We start from the raw sequence: 21052 nt of genomic DNA on the forward strand, positions 1-21052 counted from the left end.
GGAGGCGGGGGCACGGCTGTTGTTCGGACTGTCGGTAGAACAACGTCGTATGAGGAGTCCGTCGCATGGGTTCGACCATCTGCCCGCAGCGCTCCAGCGCCGCCGAGTTGGAGTGGACGGTGCTGCACGCGGCACGGACCACTTCCGGGCGCGCGTCGGGCGGAGCCGATCGGCAGCCCGCCGAGAAGCAAGGTCGACTATTCTCCAAGGCGAGCGGGTCCGGTTTCGGGTCCGCCACATCGTTGGAGGAGGTGGGTCCGGTCACTGGTACCGACACAGGGACCGAAGACGGCCGCCCGCAGGAGACGACGGACGAACGCAACGCCCGTTTCGAGCGGGACGCACTCGTCTTCCTCGACCAGATGTACTCCGCGGCGCTGCGCATGACGCGCAATCCCGCGGACGCCGAGGACCTGGTCCAGGAGACGTACGCCAAGGCCTACGGCTCCTTCCACCAGTTCCGCGAGGGCACCAACCTCAAGGCGTGGATGTACCGCATCCTCACCAACACCTTCATCAACTCGTACCGGAAGAAGCAGCGCGAGCCCCAGCGCAGCGCCGCCGAGGAGATTGAGGACTGGCAGCTCGCGCGTGCGGAGTCGCACATGTCGACCGGTCTGCGGTCCGCCGAGTCCCAGGCGCTGGACCACCTGCCGGACTCGGACGTGAAGTCGGCCCTGCAGGCGATCCCGGAGGAGTTCCGCATCGCGGTCTACCTCGCGGACGTCGAGGGCTTTGCCTACAAGGAGATCGCGGACATCATGGGGACTCCCATCGGTACGGTGATGTCCCGGCTGCACCGCGGACGCCGCCAGCTGCGCGGCATGCTGGAGGACTACGCCCGCGAGCGCGGGCTCGTCCCCGCCGGCGCCGGTGAGTCGGACGATCGGAAAGGCTCGGCCTCATGAGCTGCGGAGAGCCGCACGAGACGGACTGCTCGGAGGTACTCGACCATCTCTACGAGTTCCTGGACCGTGAGATGCCCGAGGGTGACTGCACCAAGATCGAGGTGCACTTCGAGGAGTGCTCCCCGTGCCTGGAGAAGTACGGGCTGGAGCAGGCCGTGAAGAAGCTGGTCAAGCGGTGCTGCGGGCAGGACGACGTCCCCAGTGACCTGCGGTCCAAGGTGATGGGGCGGATCGACCTGATCCGCGCCGGCGAGGCCCTGCCCGAGCAGGACGTGTCGCTGGACGCGGGAAGGCCCGCCGCCACCACGGAGTGACGGACACCTCCACGGCGGGGGCACACGGCGGAAACGCGGTGCGCCCCCGCCGTCGTACGTCCGCGGGCACCGTCCCCGGCGCCCCGCTCCCCCCACCGACCCCGGCCGTGTCACCCGAACGCGCTAATCGGATCCATTGCGCCGTCCCGGGCCGTCCCACTCGCTAACCTCGGCCCATCGACGAGGGGGCGGACGGCGGGCATGAGGGCGACATCGCGAGCGGCACGCGCGCTGATCCTGGCGGTGTCGGGACTCGCCCTCGTCTGCACGCTGCCCGCGGTCCGGGCCGGGGCCACCGCTTGGAGTCCGTGGCCCGACGTCCCGGCCGCACCCGCCGCGGCGGTCGTGCCGTGGGGGACGTTCGCGCTGCTCGCCGGGGTGTACCTGGTCTGCGAACTGCCCGGCCGCTGCCCCTTCTCCGGCGGCTCGACGCCCGTCGCCGCCGGCTCGTTCTTCCCGCTGCTGCTCGCCGCCGCCTTCCTGCTGCCGCCGGCCGCCGCCGCCCTGGTCGCCGTGCCGGGCGCGCTGGCGGGCCGGGTCGAACGGCCGCCCGCGGCGGCGCGCCGGCTCTGGCGGGCCGCCCAGCTCGCCGTCGCCGTGTGGGCCGCCTCCCGCGCCTACCGGGTGTGCGGCGGGCCCGCCACGCTCGGCGGCGGTCCGGGCGGGGCGCCCCTCTTCCCGCAGGCCCTCGTGCCTGCCTGCGCGGCGGCCCTCGTCCTCTGCCTCGTGCTCACCGCGCTGGACGGCGCGATCCTCGCCGCGGCCGAGCGGCTGCCGCTGCGGCGCGCCTGGCGGGGCCTGCTGTTCCGGTCGCTCGGCCCCCATCTGGTGCACGGGCTCGCCGGACTGATGATGGCGGTCCTGTGGCAGGGCCCCTACGGCCCGCCGTCCGCGCTCTGCGTGCTGCTGCCGATGTACATCTCCTGCTGGGTCTTCGCCCAGTACCACCGGGAGAGGGCCGCCCACCGGGCCACCATCCGGGCGCTGGTGCAGGCCGTCGACCTCAAGGACCCCTACACCCGCGGCCACAGCGAACGGGTCGGGCTCGCCTCCTTCATGATCGCCGGCGAGCTGGGCATGGCCGACGACCGGTTGGAGGCGCTCCGCTTCGCCGGCATCCTGCACGACATCGGGAAGCTCGGCGTGCCCACCCGCGTCCTGCGCAAGAACGGCCCGCTCACCCCCGAGGAGCGCCGGGTCGTCGAACTGCATCCGGAGTACGGCCACGAGATCGTCCGGGGCATCGGCTTCCTGGACGACGCCCGTGCCGCGATCCTGCACCACCACGAACGCCTGGACGGCGGCGGCTACCCGTGCGGACTGAAGGGCGGGGCCATTCCCGAGTTCGCCCGGGTGGTGGCGGTGGCCGACGCCTTCGACGCCATGACCTCGTCCCGCTCCTACCGGCGCGGCCGCCCGGTCCCGGCGGCGGTCGAGGAACTGCGCCGGTGCGCCGGCACGCAGTTCGACCCCCGCATGGTGAGCGCCCTGGAGCGGGCCCTCGACCGGCACGGCTGGTCGCCGTCCGCGCCGGTCACCGCGGACGAGGCGGGGGAGCCCGGCGGTACCCCGGACGCCGGGACCGTCCCGCCCGGCCCGACGGCCCCGCCCGCCCCGCCCGCCCCGACGACCCCGCGCCCCCGCACCGCGCCGCCCGCCGCACCGGCCGCCACGCCGCCGCCCGCCGGGCGCGGCAGGCGCGGACGGCGCGGCCGGTGAACGCCCCGCCCGCGCGCCGGGGCGCGCCGCCCGCCGCGGTGGCGCTGCGGACCGCCGCCCTGGCGCTGACCCTCGCGGCCCTCGTCCAGACCCTGCTGCACGGTCTGGTGGAGCCCGGCCACGCGCTCGCCTTCGGCCTGCTGGTCGCGGTCGGCGAGCCGGCCCGCCGGGGAGCGCCGCCGGGCGAGCGGGAGCCCGCCCCGCTGGGCGCCGCCGGGGCGCTGGCGTACGCCCTGCTCGGGCGGAGCGCCGGGGAGCCCGTCGGGCACGGGGTGCTCCAGGTGGTGGCGGTCGTCGTCGCCGCGCAGTTGGTCGCCGCCGTGTGGCACCTGTCCCGTGGCCGGGGGCCGCAGCCCGACGAGGCGGCCCGCCGGGTGCTGACGGTGGCCTTCGCCGCGGTCTGCTTCCAGCCGTTGCGGGCCGACGGGTCGACGCTCCGCGAGGGGCCCGCGTACGTCTTCGTCCTGCTGGCCCTGCTGGTGCTGACCGCGCTCTGCGACGCGGTGCTGGCGGCCCTGCTGGTCCGCTCCCGCACCCGGTTCCCGTTCGGTCCGCTGCTGCGGGACGAGCTGCGGGCGCTGCTCGGCATCGGCTCGGCGGTCTGTGCCACCGGTGCGGTGATGGCGCTGGGGGTCGCCGTCGCCGGGCTGTGGGCGCTGCCGGTGCTCTGCGTGCCGCTGCTGCTGACCCAGATCTCGTTCCGGCGGTACGCGGCGGTCCGCGCGACCTACCGGCAGACCATCGCCTCGCTCGCCCGCGCCACCGAGGTCGCCGGCTACACCCCGCACGGTCACGCCCGCCGGGTCGCCGAGCTGTCCACCGCGGTCGGCCGCGAGCTGGGGCTCGGGGGCCGGGCGCTGACGGTGCTGGAGTACGCGGCGCTGATGCACGACATCGGCCAGCTCTCCCTGGTGGACCCGGTCGCGCACGGGGCGACGGTCTCGCTGCCGGCCGCCGAACAGCGCCGGATCGCCCTCCTCGGCGGGGCGGTCGTCCGGCGGACCGGGGTGGACGCGAAGGTGGCGGTGGTGGTGGAGCGGCAGGCCGATCCGTACCGCGAGCAGCCGCTCTCCGCGCGGATCGTCAGGACGGCCAACGCATACGACGACCTGTGCGGGGCACACGTGGGCGGAGCCCTTGGGGCGCTGGAGCAGCTCAGGCTCGCCACCGGCCACGACCACCAGCCGCAGGTGGTCGAGGCGCTGGCCAGGGTTCTGGCACGCGGAGGGTCGACCGCCGGGGCCGGCGGGTAACCCATGGGTAAGGAGCGGGTGTCCGGCCGGGCATGGTTGGATGCGGAACAAGAGGGTGTCCAGTCGGGACAGGCGGGAATCGTGAGGATCTTCGGGAAGGTACGGCACCGGCCGTCCGCCTCGTGGCGGCAGGCCACCGACCGCGCGTTCACGCTGATCGGCGACGGCCGGTACGAGGACGCGGGGGCGCTGCTGACACGCGCCGCGGACCTGGAGCCCTGGCTCTCCGAGTCGTGGTTCAACCTGGCGCTGCTGCACAAGTTCCGGCACGACTGGGAGCAGGCGCGCGCCGCCGGACTGCGCGCGGTCGCGCTGCTCGACCGGGAGTCCGGTGCGCCGGACTGGTGGAACGTGGGGATCGCCGCGACCGCGCTCCAGGACTGGCCGCTGGCCCGCCGGGCCTGGCAGGCGTACGGCCTGAAGGTGCCGGGCAGCGGCACCGGGGCCACCACCGAGCCGACCGGCATGGAGCTGGGCAGCGCGGCGGTCCGGCTCTCGCCGGAGGGCGAGGCCGAGGTGGTGTGGGGCCGTCGGCTGGATCCGGCCCGCATCGAGGTGCTGTCCATCCCGCTGCCGTCGTCCGGGCGGCGCTGGGGCGAGGTCGTGCTGCACGACGGGGTGCCCAACGGCGAGCGGATCACCGCCGCGGGCCCGTCCTACCCGGTCTTCGACGAGATCGAGCTGTGGGCGCCGTCGCCCGTGCCCACCTGGGTGGTGCTGCTGGAGGCCGCCACCGAGGCGGACCGGGACGCGCTGGAGCAACTCGCCTCGGACGCGGGCTTCGCCGCGGAGGACTGGTCGTCCTCCGTGCGGCTGCTGTGCCGGGCCTGCTCGGAGAGCCCGATGGTGAGCGACGAGGGCGAGGGCGAGCACCTCGATCCGCACGACCACAGCGAGCCGGGCCATCCGGGACCGCTGGGCCACCGCACGGCCGGCGAGCTGTGGGTACCGGAGCGCGAGTGCGGGCTGGCCGCCCCGCCGGGACTGGTGCGCGGGCTGCTGGACGGCTGGGCCGCGGACAGCCCCGACAGCCGCGAGTGGCGGGATCTCGAAGAAGTCTGCTGACGTGTGCCCGTAGGCTGTACGGGCACCGATCGCGGTGCTGGTGGTCCCGGGCCGATCCGGACCGGGCAGACAGGTTGCAGGAAGGCGTACGGCGGACATGGCGCAGCAGGAGACGGACGAGCGGACGGGCGTGGACGGCGTCGACGGCGTGGACGGCGTCGACGATGAGGGGTTCGTCGTCGACACGGAGGACTGCGAGGAGCGCGAGGCGGCGCACCGCGGGCGCGGCACCTCCCGTCCGATCACGGTCGTGGGCAATCCGGTCCTGCACAAGGAGTGCAAGGACGTCACCGCCTTCGACGACGACCTGGCGGCGCTGATCGACGACATGTTCGCCAGCCAGCGGACGGCGGAGGGCGTGGGCCTGGCCGCCAACCAGATCGGCGTGGACCTCAAGGTCTTCGTGTACGACTGCCCGGACGACGAGGGGGTCCGCCACGTCGGCGCGGTCGTCAACCCGGTGCTGGAGGAGCTGCCGCCGGCCGAGCGGGTCCTGGACGACTCCAACGAGGGCTGCCTGTCCGTCCCGACCGCCTACGCCTCGCTGGCCCGCCCCGACTACGCGGTGGTGAGCGGCCGGGACGCGCGCGGCAACCCGATCAAGGTGCGGGGCAGCGGCTACTTCGCGCGCTGCCTCCAGCACGAGACGGACCACCTGTACGGCCGCCTCTACATCGACCGGCTCTCCAAGCGGGACCGCAAGGACGCGCTGAAGCAGATGGCCGAGGGCACCCCGCGCTACGAGACCGTCCCCAACGACTGACGCCCGGGACCGTCCCGTCCGGGTGGGTCCGGACGGCGCGAGGGCCCGGCGGCCGGTGCGCGAGCGCCCGCCGCCGGGCCCTCGCGCGTATCCGGGCCAAGGGGTTCCGCGGCGGCCATGTGGCGTCCAACTGCCATTGCGCCAGGGGTGGTTGACGCGCGTCGACTCCTCCGCCAAGCTCACCTGCACATGCCATCGCGAGAGGGAGCCCCCCACATGCCCGGACGTATCGTGCGCATTCTGCTCGGACTTGTCATGACCTTTACATGTACGTTGGCGGGGGTGGTGTTCACCGCCGGAACCGCCCACGCCGACGGCTGCTACACCTTCACCCGCACCCTGTCCTCCGGCGCCACCGGCAACGACGTCACCCAGCTCCAGATCCGCGTCGCCGGCTACCCCGGCTACAACTCGGTGCTGGCCATCGACGGTTCCTACGGACCTGCCACCACGGCCGCCGTCAAGCGCTTCCAGGCCGCCTACGGCCTGGCCGCCGACGGCATCGCCGGACCGGCCACCCAGGCCAAGATCTACGCGCTCCAGGACGACGACTGCACCCCGATCCACTTCACCTACGCCGAGCTCAACGGCTGCAACAGCACCTGGTCGGGCGGCGCCGTCGCCGCGGGCACGGCGCGGGCCAACGCGCTGTCCAGCATGTGGAAGCTGGAGGCGCTGCGGCACGCGCTGGGCGACCAGCCGATCCGCGTCACCAGCGGCTTCCGCTCCACCTCCTGCAACGCGGCGGTCGGCGGAGCCTCCGGCAGCCGTCACCTCTACGGTGACGCCGTCGACCTCGGGGCCGGCTCGCACTCGCTGTGCACCATGGCGCTGCAGGCCCGCAACCACGGCTTCCGCGGGATCCTCGGCCCGGGCTACCCGGACCACAACGACCACGTCCACGTGAACCAGGGCCCGAACCGCTTCTGGTCCGCGCCCAGTTGCGGGATCTGACCGCACCACCCACCGCGTGACCGCCGTGCCCCCGGTCTTCACCGGGGGCACGGCACCACGCTACGGCCGGGCGCCTCAGACCCTCTCGGGGGTGGCGACCGGGCCCCGGAACGTCCTGCGGTACGCCTGCGGGGTGGTGCCCAGCGAACGGACGAACTGGTGGCGCAGGGCGGCGGCGTTGCCGAAGCCGGTGCGGCCGGCGATGGCGTCCATCGTCTCGTCGGACGCCTCCAGCAAGTGCTGTGCCAGAAGCACCCGTTGACGCAGCAGCCAGCGGTAGGGCGTGGTGCCGGTCTCCTGCTGGAAGCGGCGCGCGAAGGTGCGCGGCGACATGTGGGTCAGCGCGGCGAGCTGGTCCACGGTCATCTCCTGCTCCAGGTGGCCCTCCATCCACGCCAGGGTGTCGCCGACCGTGTCGCACCGGGTGCGGGGCAGCGGCCGCTCGACGTACTGCGCCTGCCCGCCGTCCCGGTGCGGCGGCACCACCATCCGGCGGGCGACCGCGTTGGCCACGTCCGGCCCGTGCTCCTGGCGCAGCAGATGCAGACAGGCGTCGATGCCCGCCGCGGTGCCGGCCGAGCTGATCACCGGGCCCGCGTCCACGTACAGCACGTCCGGCTCCACCACGGCCGCCGGGAAGCGGCGGGCCAGTTCGGCGCTGTGCCGCCAGTGGGTGGTGCACCGCCGTCCGTCCAGCAGCCCGGCCGCGCCCAGGACGAACGCGCCCGAGCAGACGCTCAGCACCCGCGCCCCGCGCTCCACGGTCCGGCGCAGGGCCTCCAGCACCTCCTCGGGATACGACCGCGCCACGAAGTGACTGCCGGCCGGCACCGCGACCAGGTCGGCCTCGTCCAGCCGGTCGAGGCCGTACGGGGTGCTGAGGGTGAAACCGGCGTGGGTGCGCAGGACCGGGCCTTCGGCGGAGACGACGGCGAAGTCCTGCACCGGCAGGCCCTCGTCGCTGCGGTCGAGACCGAAAACCTCGCAGAGCACGCCGAGTTCGAAGGGGTGTACCTCGTCGAGCAGCAGGACGGCGACGTTGTTCAGCATGGCGACAGTGTGGCAGTAATTCAACGTCCTATGACAGTCCTGCCACTCACCGAATCCTTGCGGCGCGGCCACAGTGGAGCCATGAACACACTCCTGAACCTCCTCGCCGTGGCCGTCCTCCTCGCCCTCGTCCTGCTCCCCGCCCTCGTCGGACTCGCCCGCGAACGACGCATCGACCGCGCCCTGCGCGCGGCGCATCCCGCCTCCCGCGACGAACCGCCGCAGCCCCCGGCCGCCGTCGTCCTGCCCGCCCGGACCGGCGGACGGCCGTACCGGGGAGCGTGGGTGCGGGTCTGATCCCCGGACGGCGCGAGCCCCCGCGGCGGCCGGCGTGCGGCCGGCCGTCGCGGGGGCTCCCGATCGTGCCGGGCGGGCTAGAACTCGTCGTCGAAGCCGACGGTGCCCTCGACCGCGACCTGGTAGGCCGACGGACGGCGCTCGAAGAAGTTCGTCAGCTCCTGGACGCCCTGCAACTCCATGAAGGAGAACGGGTTCTGGGAGCCGTACAGCGCCGGGAAGCCCAGCCGGGTCAGGCGCTGGTCGGCGACGCACTCCAGGTACTGCCGCATCGACTCGGTGTTCATCCCCGGCAGGCCCTCGCCGCACAGGTCGCGGCCGAACTGCAGCTCCGCCTCGACGGCCTCCTTCAGCATGTCGGTGACCTGCTGCCGCAGCTCGTCGTCGAAGAGGTCCGGCTCCTCCTTGCGGACGGTGTCGACCACCTCGAACGCGAAGTTCATGTGCATGGTCTCGTCACGGAACACCCAGTTGGTGCCGGTGGCCAGGCCGTGCAGCAGACCGCGCGAGCGGAACCAGTAGACGTACGCGAACGCGCCGTAGAAGAACAGGCCCTCGATGCACGCCGCGAAACAGATCAGGTTCAGCAGGAAGCGGCGCCGGTCGGCCCTGGTCTCCAGGCGCTCGATCTTCTCGACCGAGTCCATCCAGCGGAAGCAGAACTGTGCCTTCTCGCGGATCGACGGGATCTCCTCGACCGCGTCGAACGCGGCCGCCCGGTCGTCCGGGTCGGGCAGATAGGTGTCGAGCAGCGTCAGGTAGAACTGCACGTGCACGGCCTCCTCGAAGAGCTGCCGCGACAGGTAGAGCCGCGCCTCCGGGGAGTTGATGTGCTTGTACAGCGTCAGCACCAGGTTGTTGGAGACGATCGAGTCACCGGTGGCGAAGAACGCCACCAGCCGGCCGATCATGTGCTGCTCGCCGGGGGACAGCTTGGCGAGGTCGGACACGTCGGAGTGGAGGTCGACCTCCTCCACGGTCCAGGTGTTCTTGATCGCGTCCCGGTAGCGCTCGTAGAAGTCCGGGTAGCGCATCGGCCGCAGGGTCAGCTCGAATCCCGGGTCGAGCAGGTTCTTCCGGGCGGCGGAATCGGTGGGGGTCGTCACTGGCATGCCTCGCAGGACTCGGGGTTTTCGAGGGAGCAGGCGAGCGCCTCGGCGTCGGGGGCCGCCTGCTGCACCGGAACGGGGGCGGCGGCCCTCGCGGCGCCGGACGCCGCACGGGCGATCCGGGTCGCCGGGCGCGACCGCAGGTAGTACGTCGTCTTCAGCCCCTGCTTCCAGGCGTACGCGTACATCGAGGAGAGCTTGCCGATGGTCGGCGTCTCCAGGAACAGGTTCAGCGACTGGCTCTGGTCCAGGTACGGGGTACGGGCCGCCGCCATGTCGATCAGGCCGCGCTGCGGGATCTCCCACGCGGTGCGGTACAGCGCCCGGACGTCCTCGGGGATCCAGTGGAAGCCCTGGACCGAGCCGCTCGCCTCGCGCAGCGCCTCCCGGGTCCGCGCGTCCCACACGCCGAGCCGCTTCAGCTCCTCCACCAGATAGGCGTTGACCTGGAGGAACTCGCCGCTGAGCGTCTCGCGCTTGAAGAGGTTGGAGACCTGCGGCTCGATGCACTCGTACACCCCGGCGATCGAGGCGATGGTCGCGGTCGGCGCGATGGCGAGCAGCAGGGAGTTGCGCATCCCCGTCTTCGCGATCCGGGCGCGCAGCGCCTCCCAGCGCTCCGGCCAGGCCGGCGCGGTGGTGTAGTGGTCGGGGTGCAGCACCCCGCGCGCGGCCCGGGTCCCGCTCCACGCGGGCAGCGGACCCGAGCGCTCGGCGAGGTCGCAGGACGCCTCGTACGCCGCCAGCATGATCCGCTCGGAGATCTTCGTGGACAGCGCGCGTGCCTCGGGGGAGTCGAAGGGCAGGCGCAGCCGGAAGAAGACGTCCTGGAGCCCCATCGCGCCCAGGCCGACCGGCCGCCAGCGGGAGTTGGAGGCCCCGGACTGCTCGGTGGGATAGAAGTTGATGTCCACCACGCGGTCCAGGAAGGTCACGGCGGTGCGCACGGTGGCGTCCAGCCGCTCCCAGTCGATCCCGCCGTCGGCGACGAACGCGCCCAGGTTGACCGAGCCCAGGTTGCAGACCGCGGTCTCCCCGTCGTTCGTGACCTCGAGGATCTCGGTGCACAGGTTGGACGAGTGGACCACCGCGCCCGGCTCGGCGGTCTGGTTGGCGGTGCGGTTGGCGGCGTCCTTGAACGTCATCCAGCCCTGCCCGGTCTGCGCCAGCGTGCGCATCATCCTGCCGTACAGCTCGCGGGCCGGGAGCGTCCTGCGGGCCAGGCCCTTCGCCTCGGCGGCCCGGTAGGCGGCGTCGAAGTCGTCGCCCCACAGGTCCACCAGCTCGGGGACGTCGGCGGGGGAGAACAGCGACCAGGCGCCGTCCGCGTCGACCCGGCGCATGAACTCGTCCGGGATCCAGTGGGCCAGGTTGAGGTTGTGGGTGCGCCGCTGGTCCTCGCCGGTGTTGTCGCGCAGCTCCAGGAACTCCTCGACGTCCGCGTGCCAGGTCTCCAGGTAGACCGCGGCGGCGCCCTTGCGCCGGCCGCCCTGGTTCACTGCGGCCACCGAGGCGTCGAGCGTCTTCAGGAACGGGACGATGCCGTTGGAGAGCCCGTTGGTGCCCCGGATCAGCGAACCGCGCGAGCGGATGCGGGAGAACGACAGCCCGATGCCGCCCGCGTGCTTCGAGAGCCGCGCCACCTGGTGGTAGCGGTCGTAGAGGGAGTCCAGCTCGTCCAGCGGGGAGTCCAGCAGGTAGCAGGAGGACATCTGCGGGTGCCGGGTGCCGGAGTTGAAGAGGGTGGGGGAGGACGGCAGGTAGTCCAGCCGGCTCATCAGGCCGTACAGCGAGACGACCTCGTCGACCGCGCGGTCGGACTCGTCCTCGGCGAGACCGGCGGCGACCCGGAGCATGAAGTGCTGCGGGGTCTCGAGGACCTGGCGGGTCAGCGGGTGGCGCAGCAGATAGCGGCTGTACAGGGTGCGCAGGCCGAAGTAGCCGAACCGGTCGTCGGCGCCGTCGGCGACGGACTGCTCGACGAGCGCGTCCAGCCGGGCCGCGTGCCGCGCCGCGAAGGCGGCGGTGCGGTCGGCGATCAGGCCGGCGCCGTGGGCGGTCGCGACCGACGTGGAGAAGGAGACCGCGCCCTGGCCGGCCGCCTCTTCGGCGACGGTGATCGTGAGCAGGCGCGCGGCGAGGCGGGAGTAGGCCGGGTCCTCGGAGATGAGACCGGCGGCGGCCTCGGTGGCCAGCTCCCGCAGTTCGGCCTCGTCGGCCCGTGCGGACCGGCCGCGCAGGGCGGCGGCGGCCACCCGGCCCGGGTCGGTGTCCGGGAGATCGGCGGTGAGGGAGGTCAGGGTCCGCAGCAGCGCGGCGCCGGGACCGTCCGCCCCGGCGGTTGGCTCGGCGTTCGGTACGGACTCGGCGGGTGCGGCGGCCTGCACCTGGTCGGGCGCGATGGTCACGTGTGTGCTCTCCCTCGCTCGGCTCGGGGCCGGCGGGGGAACGGTGCGGCCGCGCGGGGAGAGCAGCCCGGCGAGGGGCGTGCGGGACCGCGGCGGCGTCCACCGGCCCATCCGCGAGGCCCGGACGTATCGGCGTCCGGACCGGTCGGGCCGGACGCACTGCCGGCAGGTACCCGGACTCGACGGGCGTGCGGGGCACACCGGTCACACCGTTGCGGGACAGTTCCGGACTCGCACCGGATTCCCCTGCGACGACAGCGAGGTCGAGCATACATGTGGGGGCGGCCCGATCCGCACACCCCTACATGTTGTGTCGTCAGCTCCGATGCGGGAGGCTCGCGCGAACGGCCCGATGCTCGTCCGGGGCCCGTCCGGGCCCGGTCGGCGGGGGCGTCAGCCCGTCGTTCCGGCACCGTTCAGGGGTGCTCCGTCGCCCACCGGAGGCAGGTCGCCGCGCTCGACGGGCTGCTGCCCCGACGCCTCGCCGACCGGCGGAAGCACGTCGGCGAGTTCGGCGTCGTCGGCCCGGTGGGTGGCCGCCAAGGCGTCACTCAGGGTGGCGCGGTCCAGGTCGGTCCGCGCCCCGCCGACCCGTACGACGAGGTCGCCGTCGGCGCGGGCGTAGGAGTGCCCGGCCGCCGTCGCGGTGTACCAGGCGTCGCCGTCCCGCTCGCAGGTCACGGCCCCGTCGTCGTCCGCGGCCGGCGCGGTCGCCCCCGCACAAGCGGGGCCGGGCAGTTCGCCGCGCTCCACGTCGAGTTCGAGCATCCGTCCGCCCTGCCCGGTGTACACCGAGCCGAAGCCGTCGTCCCCGCGCACCCCCACCGACTGCCGGGCCAGCGTGAAGCCGTCCAGCCGGGTCACGTACACGTGCTCGGTACGGGTCTGCAGGGCGGCGGCGCGGGCCTCCAGTTCGGCGCCGGAGGGCGGCGGGGACGCCGGGGAGCCGGACCCGGGCCCGGCGGCCGGGACGGACTCGCTCGGCGTGGTGCCGCAGGAGGCGAGAGCCAGCACCGTGAGGGCCGCGAGGAGCAGCCGTCGGGAGGAAGGAGATGTCATGGGCACATCCTTGCGTACGCCCCCCGGGCGGGGGCGCGAACGCCCGGACACCCGCACGGGCCGCCCCCGCTCCGGCGGTTTCCGGGGAGCGGTGGCGGCCCGTGCGGCCGGGTGCCGGGGGTCAGTGCCCGCCCGGCGCTCCGACCGTGGCCGGCGGCAGCTTCTCCACCACGCCGGGGTCGCCCGCGTCCGCCGTGTAGTCGCCCGGCGAGGTCTCGTCGATGCCCGCCGGGGCCTTGACCGCGTTCAGCACGAAGGTCAGCACGATGACGACCACCACGTTCAGCACGAAGGCGGTGAGGCCGATGTAGCCGATCTCCCCGAGACCGGGGATCTCCTTCGAGGAGCCGCCGAAGTGCTTCTGGGTCGGCGACGCGACCCCGTACGCGGCGGCGGTGCCGTAGACCATGCCGACCGCCCAGCCCGCGATCAGCGCCCACCGGTGGAACCAGCGGGTGAACAGGCCGCCCACCAGGGCCGGCATGGTCTGGAGGATCCAGATCCCGCCCAGCAGCTGGAAGTTGATCGCGACCGTCTTGTCCATCGTGAGGACGAACGCCAGCGCGCCCACCTTCACCAGCAGGGACACCAGCTTGGACACCTTCGTCTCCTGCTCCGGGGTGGCGTCCGGCTTCAGGAAGTCCTTGTAGATGTTGCGGGTGAAGAGGTTGGCCGCCGCGATGGACATGATCGCGGCCGGTACCAGCGCGCCGATGCCGATGGCGGCGAAGGCCACCCCGGCGAACCAGTCCGGGAACATGTTCTCGAAGAGCTGCGGGATGGCCAACTGGCCGTTGTCCACCTTGATCCCGGCCGCGATCGCCATGAAGCCGAGCAGGGCCAGCAGCCCCAGCATCAGCGAGTAGAGCGGCAGGATCGTGGTGTTGCGGCGGATCACGTCACGGCTGCGGCTGGAGAGCGTCGCCGTGATGGAGTGCGGATACATGAAGAGCGCGAGCGCGGAGCCGAGCGCCAGCGTGGCGTAGACCCACTGTCCGGACGGGCCGGGCGCGAGCCCCGCCACCGGTTTGCCGGCCGCCTCGTTCGCCGCCGAGAACTTCTCGCCCGCCGCCGCGAAGATGTCGTCGAAGCCGCCCAGCTTGATCGGGATGTAGATGATCGCCACCGCGATGACCAGGTAGATCAGCCCGTCCTTGACGAACGCGATCAGCGCCGGGGCGCGCAGCCCGGAGGAGTAGGTGTACGCGGCGAGCACGGCGAACGCGATGAGCAGCGGCAGGTCCTTGACGAACCAATGGGTGCCCTCACCGCCGCCGACGCCCATCACGTCCAGCACCGCCTGGATGCCGACGAGTTGCAGCGCGATGTACGGCATGGTGGCGAGGATGCCGGTCAGCGCGACCGCGAGCGACAGTCCGCGCGAGCCGTACCGGCCGCGGACGAAGTCGGAGGTGGTCACGTACCCGTGCTTGTGCGACACCGACCACAGCCGCGGCAGGAAGGTGAAGATCAGCGGGTAGACCAGGATCGTGTACGGGACGGCGAAGAAGCCGGCCGCCCCCGCCGCGTAGACGGCCGCCGGGACGGCGACGAAGGTGTAGGCGGTGTAGAGGTCGCCGCCGAGCAGGAACCAGGTCACCCAGGTGCCGAACGAGCGGCCGCCGAGGCCCCACTCGTCGAGGCTGTTCTCGTTCTCCGCCTTGCGCCAGCGGGCGGCCATGAAGCCGACGACGGTCACGGCCAGGAAGAAGAAGACGAAGACGCCGAGAGCGACTCCGTTCACGCCGTCCTTCACGCGGACGCACCCCCCTTGCGGGAGCGCTGGTCGCGCTGCCACAGCTTGTAGGCCAGCATGGTCAGCAGCGTCGAGACGACGACCCAGAGCATCTGGTACCAGTAGAAGAACGGGATCCCGATGAACGCGGGATCGACTTTCGCGTACGACCCCACCCACAGCAGCGCGACGAACGGCGCGGCGAGGCAGAGCGCGATGACCACCCGCGCGGGGGTGACGGTGGGCGGCCTCTGCGCTGCCCCTGGCTCTTGCGGCATGTGGTGACTCCCGTCCCTGGCTTGCTTGTCGCCGGGGGCAACACGAGTCCCTGCACAGGGTGTTCCGGCCGGAGCACCCGTCCGCGTCGCGTCCCGGCAACGGTGATGTATCCGTCTGGATCACGGAAAGGATAGGGGCCGGGTTCAGAGGTGGCCGAGAATGTTCGGTGAAGCTTCCGGCGGCCGGGCGGTGAAGCCTTCCCGACGGCCGGGAGGCACGGCGGTGCGACGGCCGGGCGGTGCGGTGGTGCGGCGGTGCGACGTCCCGGCGGACGCGGGTGTGCGCCGGGACGCGCTCGGCGGGTCCGGGGCGTCGCCGCCCCGGACCCGCCTCACTCCGCCGGGCGGTTGAGCCGTGCGACGAACTTGTACCGGTCACCGCGGTAGACCGAGCGCACCCACTCCACCGGCTCGCCCCCGCCGTCCAGCGAGTGCCGCGAGAGCATCAGCATCGGCAGGCCCACGTCGGTGCCGAGCAGTCCGGCCTCGCGCGGGGTGGCCAGCGAGGTCTCGATGGTCTCCTCGGCCTCCGCCAGCCGCACGTCGTACACCTCGGCCAGCGCGGTGTAGAGCGAGGTGTACTTCACCAGCGAACGGCGCAGCGCGGGGAAGCGTTTGGCCGAAAGGTGGGTGGTCTCGATGGCCATCGGCTCGCCGCTCGCCAACCGCAGCCGTTCGATCCGCAGCACCCGGCCGCCGGTCGCGATGTCCAGCAGCCCGGCCAGCGTCTCGTCCGCCGTGACGTACCCGATGTCCAGCAACTGGGACGTCGGTTCCAGGCCCTGGGCCCGCATGTCCTCGGTGTACGAGGTGAGTTGGAGCGCCTGCGAGACCTTCGGCTTGGCCACGAAGGTGCCCTTGCCCTGGATGCGTTCGAGCCGGCCCTCCACCACCAGTTCCTGGAGCGCCTGGCGCACGGTGGTGCGCGAGGTGTCGAACTCCGCCGCGAGGGTGCGCTCGGGGGGTACCGGTGTGCCGGGCGGCATGGTGTCCGTCATGGCGAGCAAGTGCCGCTTGAGCCCGTAGTACTTCGGTACGCGTGCGGTGCGCGTCCCCGCGCCCGCCCCGTTCTCCGTACCGCCCCCGTCGGCGCCCATCGCCCGCCTTCCCGCCTGCTGCGCTGCTGCCGTCACCGGCTCCTCCGTCTGTCGCGGCTCACATGGTGGCACGGCCTGCGGTCCCGCCGCCGTCCCGGCCCGAGGTGTCGGTCCGATAACGGACGCGGGCGCACTTCTTATACACCCTTGACACCCCCAAAGGTCTAGGCCAAGCTCCCGTTGCTGGTCTAAACCATTAAAGACCAGAGCCAGCCCCAGCAGTACTCGTCGAATGTCTTCGCGGTGGGCGGGGTTGCAGCATCCCTGAGGAGGGTTTGGCGTGAAGCGCAAGCTCATCGCGGCGATAGGCGTCGCGGGCATGATGGTCTCGATCGCGGCATGCGGCTCGGACGACGGCGGTGACTCCGGCAGTGCCAAGGCCGGACCGGACAGCTACAAGGGCCAGACGCTGACCGTCTGGGCGATGGACGGTTCGACGCCCGAGCAGTGGCAGAAGGACCTGACGGCGGCCTTCGAGAAGAAGACCGGCGCCAAGGTCAAGTTCGAGGTCCAGCAGTGGAACGGCATTCAGCAGAAGCTGACGACCGCCCTGTCGGAGGAGAACCCGCCGGACGTCTTCGAGATCGGCAACACCCAGACCGCCGCGTACGCCAAGACCGGCGGCCTCGCCGAGCTGACGGACGTCAAGGAGGCGATCGGCACCGACTGGGCCGAGTCGCTGAACGAGGCCTCGGTCGTCGACGGCGTCCAGTACGCCGCCCCCTGGTACTTCGCCAACCGCGTCGTCATCTACAACAAGTCGGTCTTCAAGGAGGCCGGCGTCACCGAGACCCCCAAGACCCGCGACGAGTTCTTCGCGGCCCTCGACAAGATCAAGGCCAAGGGCAAGGCCGAGCCGATCTACCTGCCCGGCCAGAACTGGTACTTCTTCGACGGGCTCACCATCGGCCAGGGCGCCGACCTCGTCAAGAAGGACGGGGACAAGTGGGTCTCCAACCTCGCCGACCCGAAGATCGGCGCGGCGATGGACCTCTACAAGAAGTACCAGTCCTACTCCAAGGCCCCCAAGGACAAGGACGAGGCCACCCCGCAGCAGGCCGACGTCTTCGCCAAGGGCAAGACCGGCGCCTTCATCGGCATGGGCTGGGAGGCCGGCACCGCCATCGCCGCCAACCCGGCCATCGAGAAGGAGATCGGCTACTTCACCATCCCGGGTGAGACCGCCGACAAGCCCGAGGGCGTCTTCCTCGGCGGCTCCAACCTCGCCGTCGCCGAGGGCAGCAAGAAGCAGGAGCTCGCCAAGGAGTTCCTGAAGCTCGCGCTCAACGACCAGTTCGAGGGCCAGCTCGCCAAGCTCAACGGCGTCATCCCCAACAAGGAGTCGCTGAACTCCAACCTCACCGGCAACGTGGTGGCCGAGGCCGCCGCGCCGGCCGCGAAGGTCGGCGGCACCACCCCGCTGATCCCCGAGTGGGCCGCGGTCGAGAACGCCCCCAACCCGATCAAGACCTTCATGACGGCGGTCCTGAACGGCAAGTCCAACGCGGAGGCCGCCGCGCAGGTCGAGGCGGAGCTCAACAAGCGCCTCTCGCAGCAGCAGTAGCGAAGGCCGCGCCGGTGAGGGCGGGCGCCACCCCCGGGTGGAGCCCGCCCCCGCCGGCCGATGTGTGTCCCATGGTGCCGAGAAAGAGATGGCGAGCATGACCGTGCAGACCGAACGGCCGCCCTCCGGCCCGGCCGCGGCGGCGAAGGAGACGGGTCCCGCGCCCGACGCGCCGCGCCGCCGCCCCGGTGGTTCCGGCCCGGCCCCGTACCTCCTGCTGCTGCCCCCGGTGGCGGCGACCCTGGTGTTCCTCGGCTGGCCCCTGGTCAAGAACACCCTGCTGTCGTTCCAGAACCTCAACATGAGGCAGCTGATCCAGCACCTCACCGAGTGGAACGGGATCGACAACTACACCGAGGTCCTCGGCAACGCGGACTTCTGGAACGTCACCGGCCGCTCGATCGTCTTCGCCGGCGCCAACGTCGTCCTGATCATGCTGTTCGGCACGCTCGTCGGCCTGCTGCTCGCCCGTCTCGGCAAGCGCATGCGGATCACCCTGCTGATCGGCCTGGTCCTGGCCTGGGCCATGCCGACCATCGCGGCCACCACCGTCTACCAGTGGCTCTTCGCCTCCCGGTTCGGCGTCGTCAACTGGGTCCTGGACAAGGCCGGCTTCCACGGCATGGCCGACTACAACTGGATGGGCGGCCAGTACTCCACCTTCTTCGTCGTCACGGTGCTCATCGTCTGGCAGTCGATCCCGTTCGTCGCGATCAACCTCTACGCCGCCACGACGACCATCCCCAAGGAGCTGTACGAGGCCGCCTCCCTCGACGGCGCCGGCGCCTGGAAGAGCTTCACCTCGGTCACCATGCCGTTCCTGCGGCCCTTCCTCTTCGCCACGACGTTCCTCGAAGTCATCTGGGTCTTCAAGGCCTTCACCCAGGTCTTCGCCATCAACCAGGGCGGCCCCGACCGGTTGACCGAGATCCTGCCGGTCTACGCCTACATCGAGGGCATCGGCAATCAGCACTACGGCATGGGATCGGCGATCGCGCTGCTCACCGTCGTGATCCTGCTCCTGCTGACCTCGTACTACCTCCGGATCGTTCTCAAGCAAGAGGAGGACGAGCTGTGAGCCGCTCGGCTTCGTCACGTCTCGGCCGCATCTGGCCCAACGCCACCGCCGTCGTGCTGGTGATCGGCTTCGTCTTCCCCGTGTACTGGATGTTCGCCACGGCCTTCAAGCCGACGCCGGACATCGTCGCGGACGACCCGGTGTGGTTCCCCACCAACGTCACCTTCGAGCACTTCAGGACGGCCGTCGACGCCGACAACTTCTGGACGATGGTGGGCAACTCGCTCATCGTCACCGTCGTCGCCGTGACGCTCTCGCTGATCCTGGCGCTGGCCGGCTCGTTCGCCCTCGCCCGGATGCGCTTCAAGGGCCGCAAGGGCTTCATCGTCGGCTTCATGGTCGCCCAGATGGCGCCCTGGGAAGTCATGGTGATCGCGATCTACTTCATCGTCCGCGACACCGACATGCTCAACAGCCTGATCCCGCTGACCCTGTTCTACATGGTCATGGTGCTTCCCTTCACCCTCCTCACGCTGCGTGGCTTCGTCGCCGCCGTGCCGAAGGAGCTGGAGGAGTCCGCGATGGTGGACGGCTGCACCCGCCCGCAGGCGTTCGTCAAGGTGATCCTGCCGCTGCTGGCTCCCGGCCTGATGTCCACCTCCCTCTTCGGCTTCATCACCGCCTGGAACGAGTTCCCCCTCGTGCTGGTGCTGAACAAGCAGGCCGAGAAGCAGACCCTGCCCCTGTGGCTCTCGCAGTTCCAGAGCCAGTTCGGCGACGACTGGGGTGCCACGATGGCGGCGTCCTCGCTCTTCGCCATCCCCATCCTCGTCCTCTTCGTCTTCCTGCAGCGCAGGGCCGTCAGCGGCCTGACCGACGGCGCAGTGAAGGGATAACTCGCCATGACCACGCTCGCCTCCCCCACGGACACCGTCACGCGAGACGCGCTGGCGGTCCTCCAGCCCGGCTTCACCGGCACCAGCGCCCCCGACTGGCTGCTGCGCAGGGTCGGTGAAGGGCTCACCGCCGTCGGTCTGTTCGGCCGCAACATCCAGTCGCCCGAGCAGCTCGCCGCACTGACGGCGCAACTGCGCGCCGAGCGGGACGACGTGCTCGTCGCGATCGACGAGGAGGGCGGGGACGTCACCCGGCTGGAGGTCCGCAACGGCTCCTCCTTCCCGGGCAACTACGCCCTCGGCTCCGTCGACGACCCCGCCCTCACCCGGGCCGTCGCCCACGAGCTCGGCCGCCGCCTCGCTGAGTGCGGCGTCAACCTCAACTGGGCGCCGTCGGCCGACGTCAACTCCAACCCGGGCAACCCCGTCATCGGGGTCCGCTCGTTCGGCGCGGACCCGGCGCTGGTCGCCCGGCACACCGCCGCGTACATCGAGGGCATCCAGGCCGCCGGCGTCGCCGCCTGCACCAAGCACTTCCCCGGCCACGGTGACACCGCCGTCGACTCCCACCAGGCGCTGCCCCGCATCGACGTGGACCTCGACACCCTGCACGCCCGTGAGCTGGTGCCCTTCAAGGCCGCCATCGCCGCGGGTTCCAAAGCGGTGATGAGCGCGCATATCCTGCTGCCCGCACTCGATCCCGACCGGCCGGCGACGCTCTCCCCGCAGATCCTCACCGGACTGCTGCGCGGGGAGCTGGGCTACGAGGGCCTCATCGTCACCGACGCGGTGGAGATGCAGGCCATCTCCGCCACGTACGGCATCGAGCGCGGCTCGGTGCTCGCCGTCGCCGCCGGGGCCGACGCGCTGTGCGTCGGCGGCGGCCTGGAGGACGACGCCACCGTGCGGCGGCTGCGCGACGCGCTGGTCGCCGCGGTCCGCTCGGGCGAACTGCCCGAGGAGCGGCTCGCCGACGCGGCCGCACGTGTACGGGCCCTCGCGTCCTGGACGCGGGGTGCCGGGGGGGCGACCCCGGAGCCGGGCGCGGCAGCGCAGGAGGGGACCGCGCCCGGCACCGGTGCGGACGGGGACGTCGGCCTGACCGCCGCCCGCCGTGCCGTCCGGGTCACCGGCGACGGCGCCCGGCTGGACGGACCCGTCCACGTCGCGGCGTTCACCCCGGTCGCCAACATCGCGGTCGGCGACGAGACCCCGTGGGGCGTCGCCGCCGAGCTGGCCCGGCTGCTGCCCGGCACCACCAGCGACACCTACGGGCGCGAGGACGCCGACCCGGCGGCCGGTGTGCTCCGGGCGGCGGGGGACCGGCGCGTGGTGGCCGTCGTGCGCGACGCCCACCGCCACCCGTGGATGGCGGCGGCCGTGCAGGCCCTGCTGACCGCCCGCCCCGACACGGCCGTGGTGGAGATGGGCCTGCCCCAGTCCGCGCCGCGCGGCACCCTGTACGTCGAGACCCGCGGCGCCGCCCGGGTCTGCGGCCTGGCCGCGGCGGAGGCCCTCACCGGGCGCTGAACCCGAGGCGGGGCACCGCCCGCGCCCCCGTGCCC

19 protein-coding genes and 1 riboswitch are annotated in these 21052 nt (G+C 72.1%); of the genes, 12 read left to right on the forward strand and 7 right to left on the reverse strand.

Annotation, left to right across the window (positions count from 1 at the left end; translation table 11 throughout):
- Positions 1-251: 251 nt before the first annotated feature.
- From Q0994_RS03285 to Q0994_RS03315, 7 genes are all read left to right on the forward strand, one after another.
- Positions 252-908, forward strand: coding sequence for a sigma-70 family RNA polymerase sigma factor (locus Q0994_RS03285; RefSeq protein ID WP_299529253.1), 657 nt, complete (start codon positions 252-254; stop codon positions 906-908).
- Positions 905-1222 (forward strand): mycothiol system anti-sigma-R factor, encoded by a 318-nt coding sequence (gene rsrA / locus Q0994_RS03290; RefSeq protein WP_299528619.1) that lies wholly within the window; start codon positions 905-907, stop codon positions 1220-1222. The genes Q0994_RS03285 and rsrA overlap by 4 nt, the downstream gene beginning before the upstream one ends.
- Before the next feature lie 201 nt (positions 1223-1423).
- Positions 1424-2941, forward strand: coding sequence for an HD-GYP domain-containing protein (locus Q0994_RS03295; RefSeq protein WP_299528622.1), 1518 nt, complete (start codon positions 1424-1426; stop codon positions 2939-2941).
- A gap of 38 nt (positions 2942-2979) precedes the next feature.
- Positions 2980-4194, forward strand: coding sequence for an HD-GYP domain-containing protein (locus Q0994_RS03300; protein ID WP_299529255.1), 1215 nt, complete (start codon positions 2980-2982; stop codon positions 4192-4194).
- Between the two features lie 81 nt (positions 4195-4275).
- Positions 4276-5259, forward strand: coding sequence for a hypothetical protein (locus Q0994_RS03305; protein ID WP_299528625.1), 984 nt, complete (start codon positions 4276-4278; stop codon positions 5257-5259).
- Positions 5260-5356: 97 nt separating this feature from the next.
- Positions 5357-6022, forward strand: a complete 666-nt coding sequence (gene def, locus Q0994_RS03310) for a peptide deformylase (RefSeq protein ID WP_299528628.1) — start codon at positions 5357-5359, stop codon at positions 6020-6022.
- 216 nt (positions 6023-6238) lie between these two features.
- The gene (locus Q0994_RS03315) at positions 6239-6976 is read left to right on the forward strand and encodes a D-Ala-D-Ala carboxypeptidase family metallohydrolase (RefSeq protein ID WP_299528631.1); all 738 of its coding nucleotides are present in this window, start codon (positions 6239-6241) and stop codon (positions 6974-6976) included.
- A gap of 75 nt (positions 6977-7051) precedes the next feature.
- Here Q0994_RS03315 and Q0994_RS03320 read toward each other — a convergent pair whose 3' ends face one another.
- On the reverse strand, positions 7052-8026 hold the full coding sequence (locus Q0994_RS03320; RefSeq protein ID WP_299528634.1) for a helix-turn-helix domain-containing protein: 975 nt from the start codon (positions 8024-8026) through the stop codon (positions 7052-7054).
- 81 nt (positions 8027-8107) lie between these two features.
- On the opposite strand from Q0994_RS03320, the gene Q0994_RS03325 reads away from it, so the two are divergent.
- Positions 8108-8323 (forward strand): hypothetical protein, encoded by a 216-nt coding sequence (locus Q0994_RS03325; RefSeq protein WP_299528637.1) that lies wholly within the window; start codon positions 8108-8110, stop codon positions 8321-8323.
- A gap of 77 nt (positions 8324-8400) precedes the next feature.
- Here Q0994_RS03325 and Q0994_RS03330 read toward each other — a convergent pair whose 3' ends face one another.
- The 6 genes from Q0994_RS03330 to Q0994_RS03355 form a co-directional block, all read right to left on the reverse strand.
- On the reverse strand, positions 8401-9435 hold the full coding sequence (locus tag Q0994_RS03330) for a ribonucleotide-diphosphate reductase subunit beta (protein WP_299528640.1): 1035 nt from the start codon (positions 9433-9435) through the stop codon (positions 8401-8403).
- Entirely contained in the window at positions 9426-11840 is a 2415-nt protein-coding gene (locus tag Q0994_RS03335; protein ID WP_299528643.1) for a ribonucleoside-diphosphate reductase subunit alpha, read from the reverse strand. The genes Q0994_RS03330 and Q0994_RS03335 overlap by 10 nt, the downstream gene beginning before the upstream one ends.
- A 165-nt stretch (positions 11841-12005) precedes the next feature.
- A riboswitch (cobalamin riboswitch) is annotated at positions 12006-12109 on the reverse strand.
- A gap of 124 nt (positions 12110-12233) precedes the next feature.
- Positions 12234-12899 carry a hypothetical protein gene (locus Q0994_RS03340; protein ID WP_299528646.1) on the reverse strand — a complete coding sequence of 222 codons (666 nt, stop codon included), beginning with the start codon at positions 12897-12899 and terminating at the stop codon, positions 12234-12236.
- A 121-nt stretch (positions 12900-13020) separates the two neighbouring features.
- Positions 13021-14655, reverse strand: a complete 1635-nt coding sequence (gene mctP / locus Q0994_RS03345; RefSeq protein ID WP_299528649.1) for a monocarboxylate uptake permease MctP — start codon at positions 14653-14655, stop codon at positions 13021-13023.
- The gene (locus Q0994_RS03350) at positions 14652-14912 is read right to left on the reverse strand and encodes a DUF3311 domain-containing protein (RefSeq protein WP_299528652.1); all 261 of its coding nucleotides are present in this window, start codon (positions 14910-14912) and stop codon (positions 14652-14654) included. Before Q0994_RS03350 ends, mctP begins: the two co-directional genes overlap by 4 nt.
- A gap of 332 nt (positions 14913-15244) precedes the next feature.
- A complete protein-coding gene (locus Q0994_RS03355; RefSeq protein ID WP_299529256.1) occupies positions 15245-16009 on the reverse strand; it encodes a GntR family transcriptional regulator in 765 nt (254 codons plus the stop codon).
- Positions 16010-16289: 280 nt separating this feature from the next.
- Between Q0994_RS03355 and Q0994_RS03360 the strand changes: the two genes are divergently transcribed.
- The 4 genes from Q0994_RS03360 to Q0994_RS03375 all read left to right on the forward strand — a co-directional run bounded on the left by Q0994_RS03360 (position 16290) and on the right by Q0994_RS03375 (position 21017).
- Positions 16290-17573, forward strand: coding sequence for an extracellular solute-binding protein (locus Q0994_RS03360; protein ID WP_299528655.1), 1284 nt, complete (start codon positions 16290-16292; stop codon positions 17571-17573).
- A 97-nt stretch (positions 17574-17670) separates the two neighbouring features.
- Entirely contained in the window at positions 17671-18651 is a 981-nt protein-coding gene (locus tag Q0994_RS03365; RefSeq protein ID WP_299528658.1) for a carbohydrate ABC transporter permease, read from the forward strand.
- Positions 18648-19487, forward strand: a complete 840-nt coding sequence (locus tag Q0994_RS03370; protein WP_299528661.1) for a carbohydrate ABC transporter permease — start codon at positions 18648-18650, stop codon at positions 19485-19487. Before Q0994_RS03365 ends, Q0994_RS03370 begins: the two co-directional genes overlap by 4 nt.
- A 6-nt stretch (positions 19488-19493) precedes the next feature.
- Positions 19494-21017 carry a glycoside hydrolase family 3 protein gene (locus Q0994_RS03375; RefSeq protein WP_299528665.1) on the forward strand — a complete coding sequence of 508 codons (1524 nt, stop codon included), beginning with the start codon at positions 19494-19496 and terminating at the stop codon, positions 21015-21017.
- The last annotated feature ends 35 nt before the right edge of the window (positions 21018-21052 follow it).

Origin of the sequence: uncultured Streptomyces sp. (genome assembly GCF_947488945.1) — a bacterium.
Taxonomy (GTDB): Bacteria; Actinomycetota; Actinomycetes; order Streptomycetales; family Streptomycetaceae; genus Streptomyces.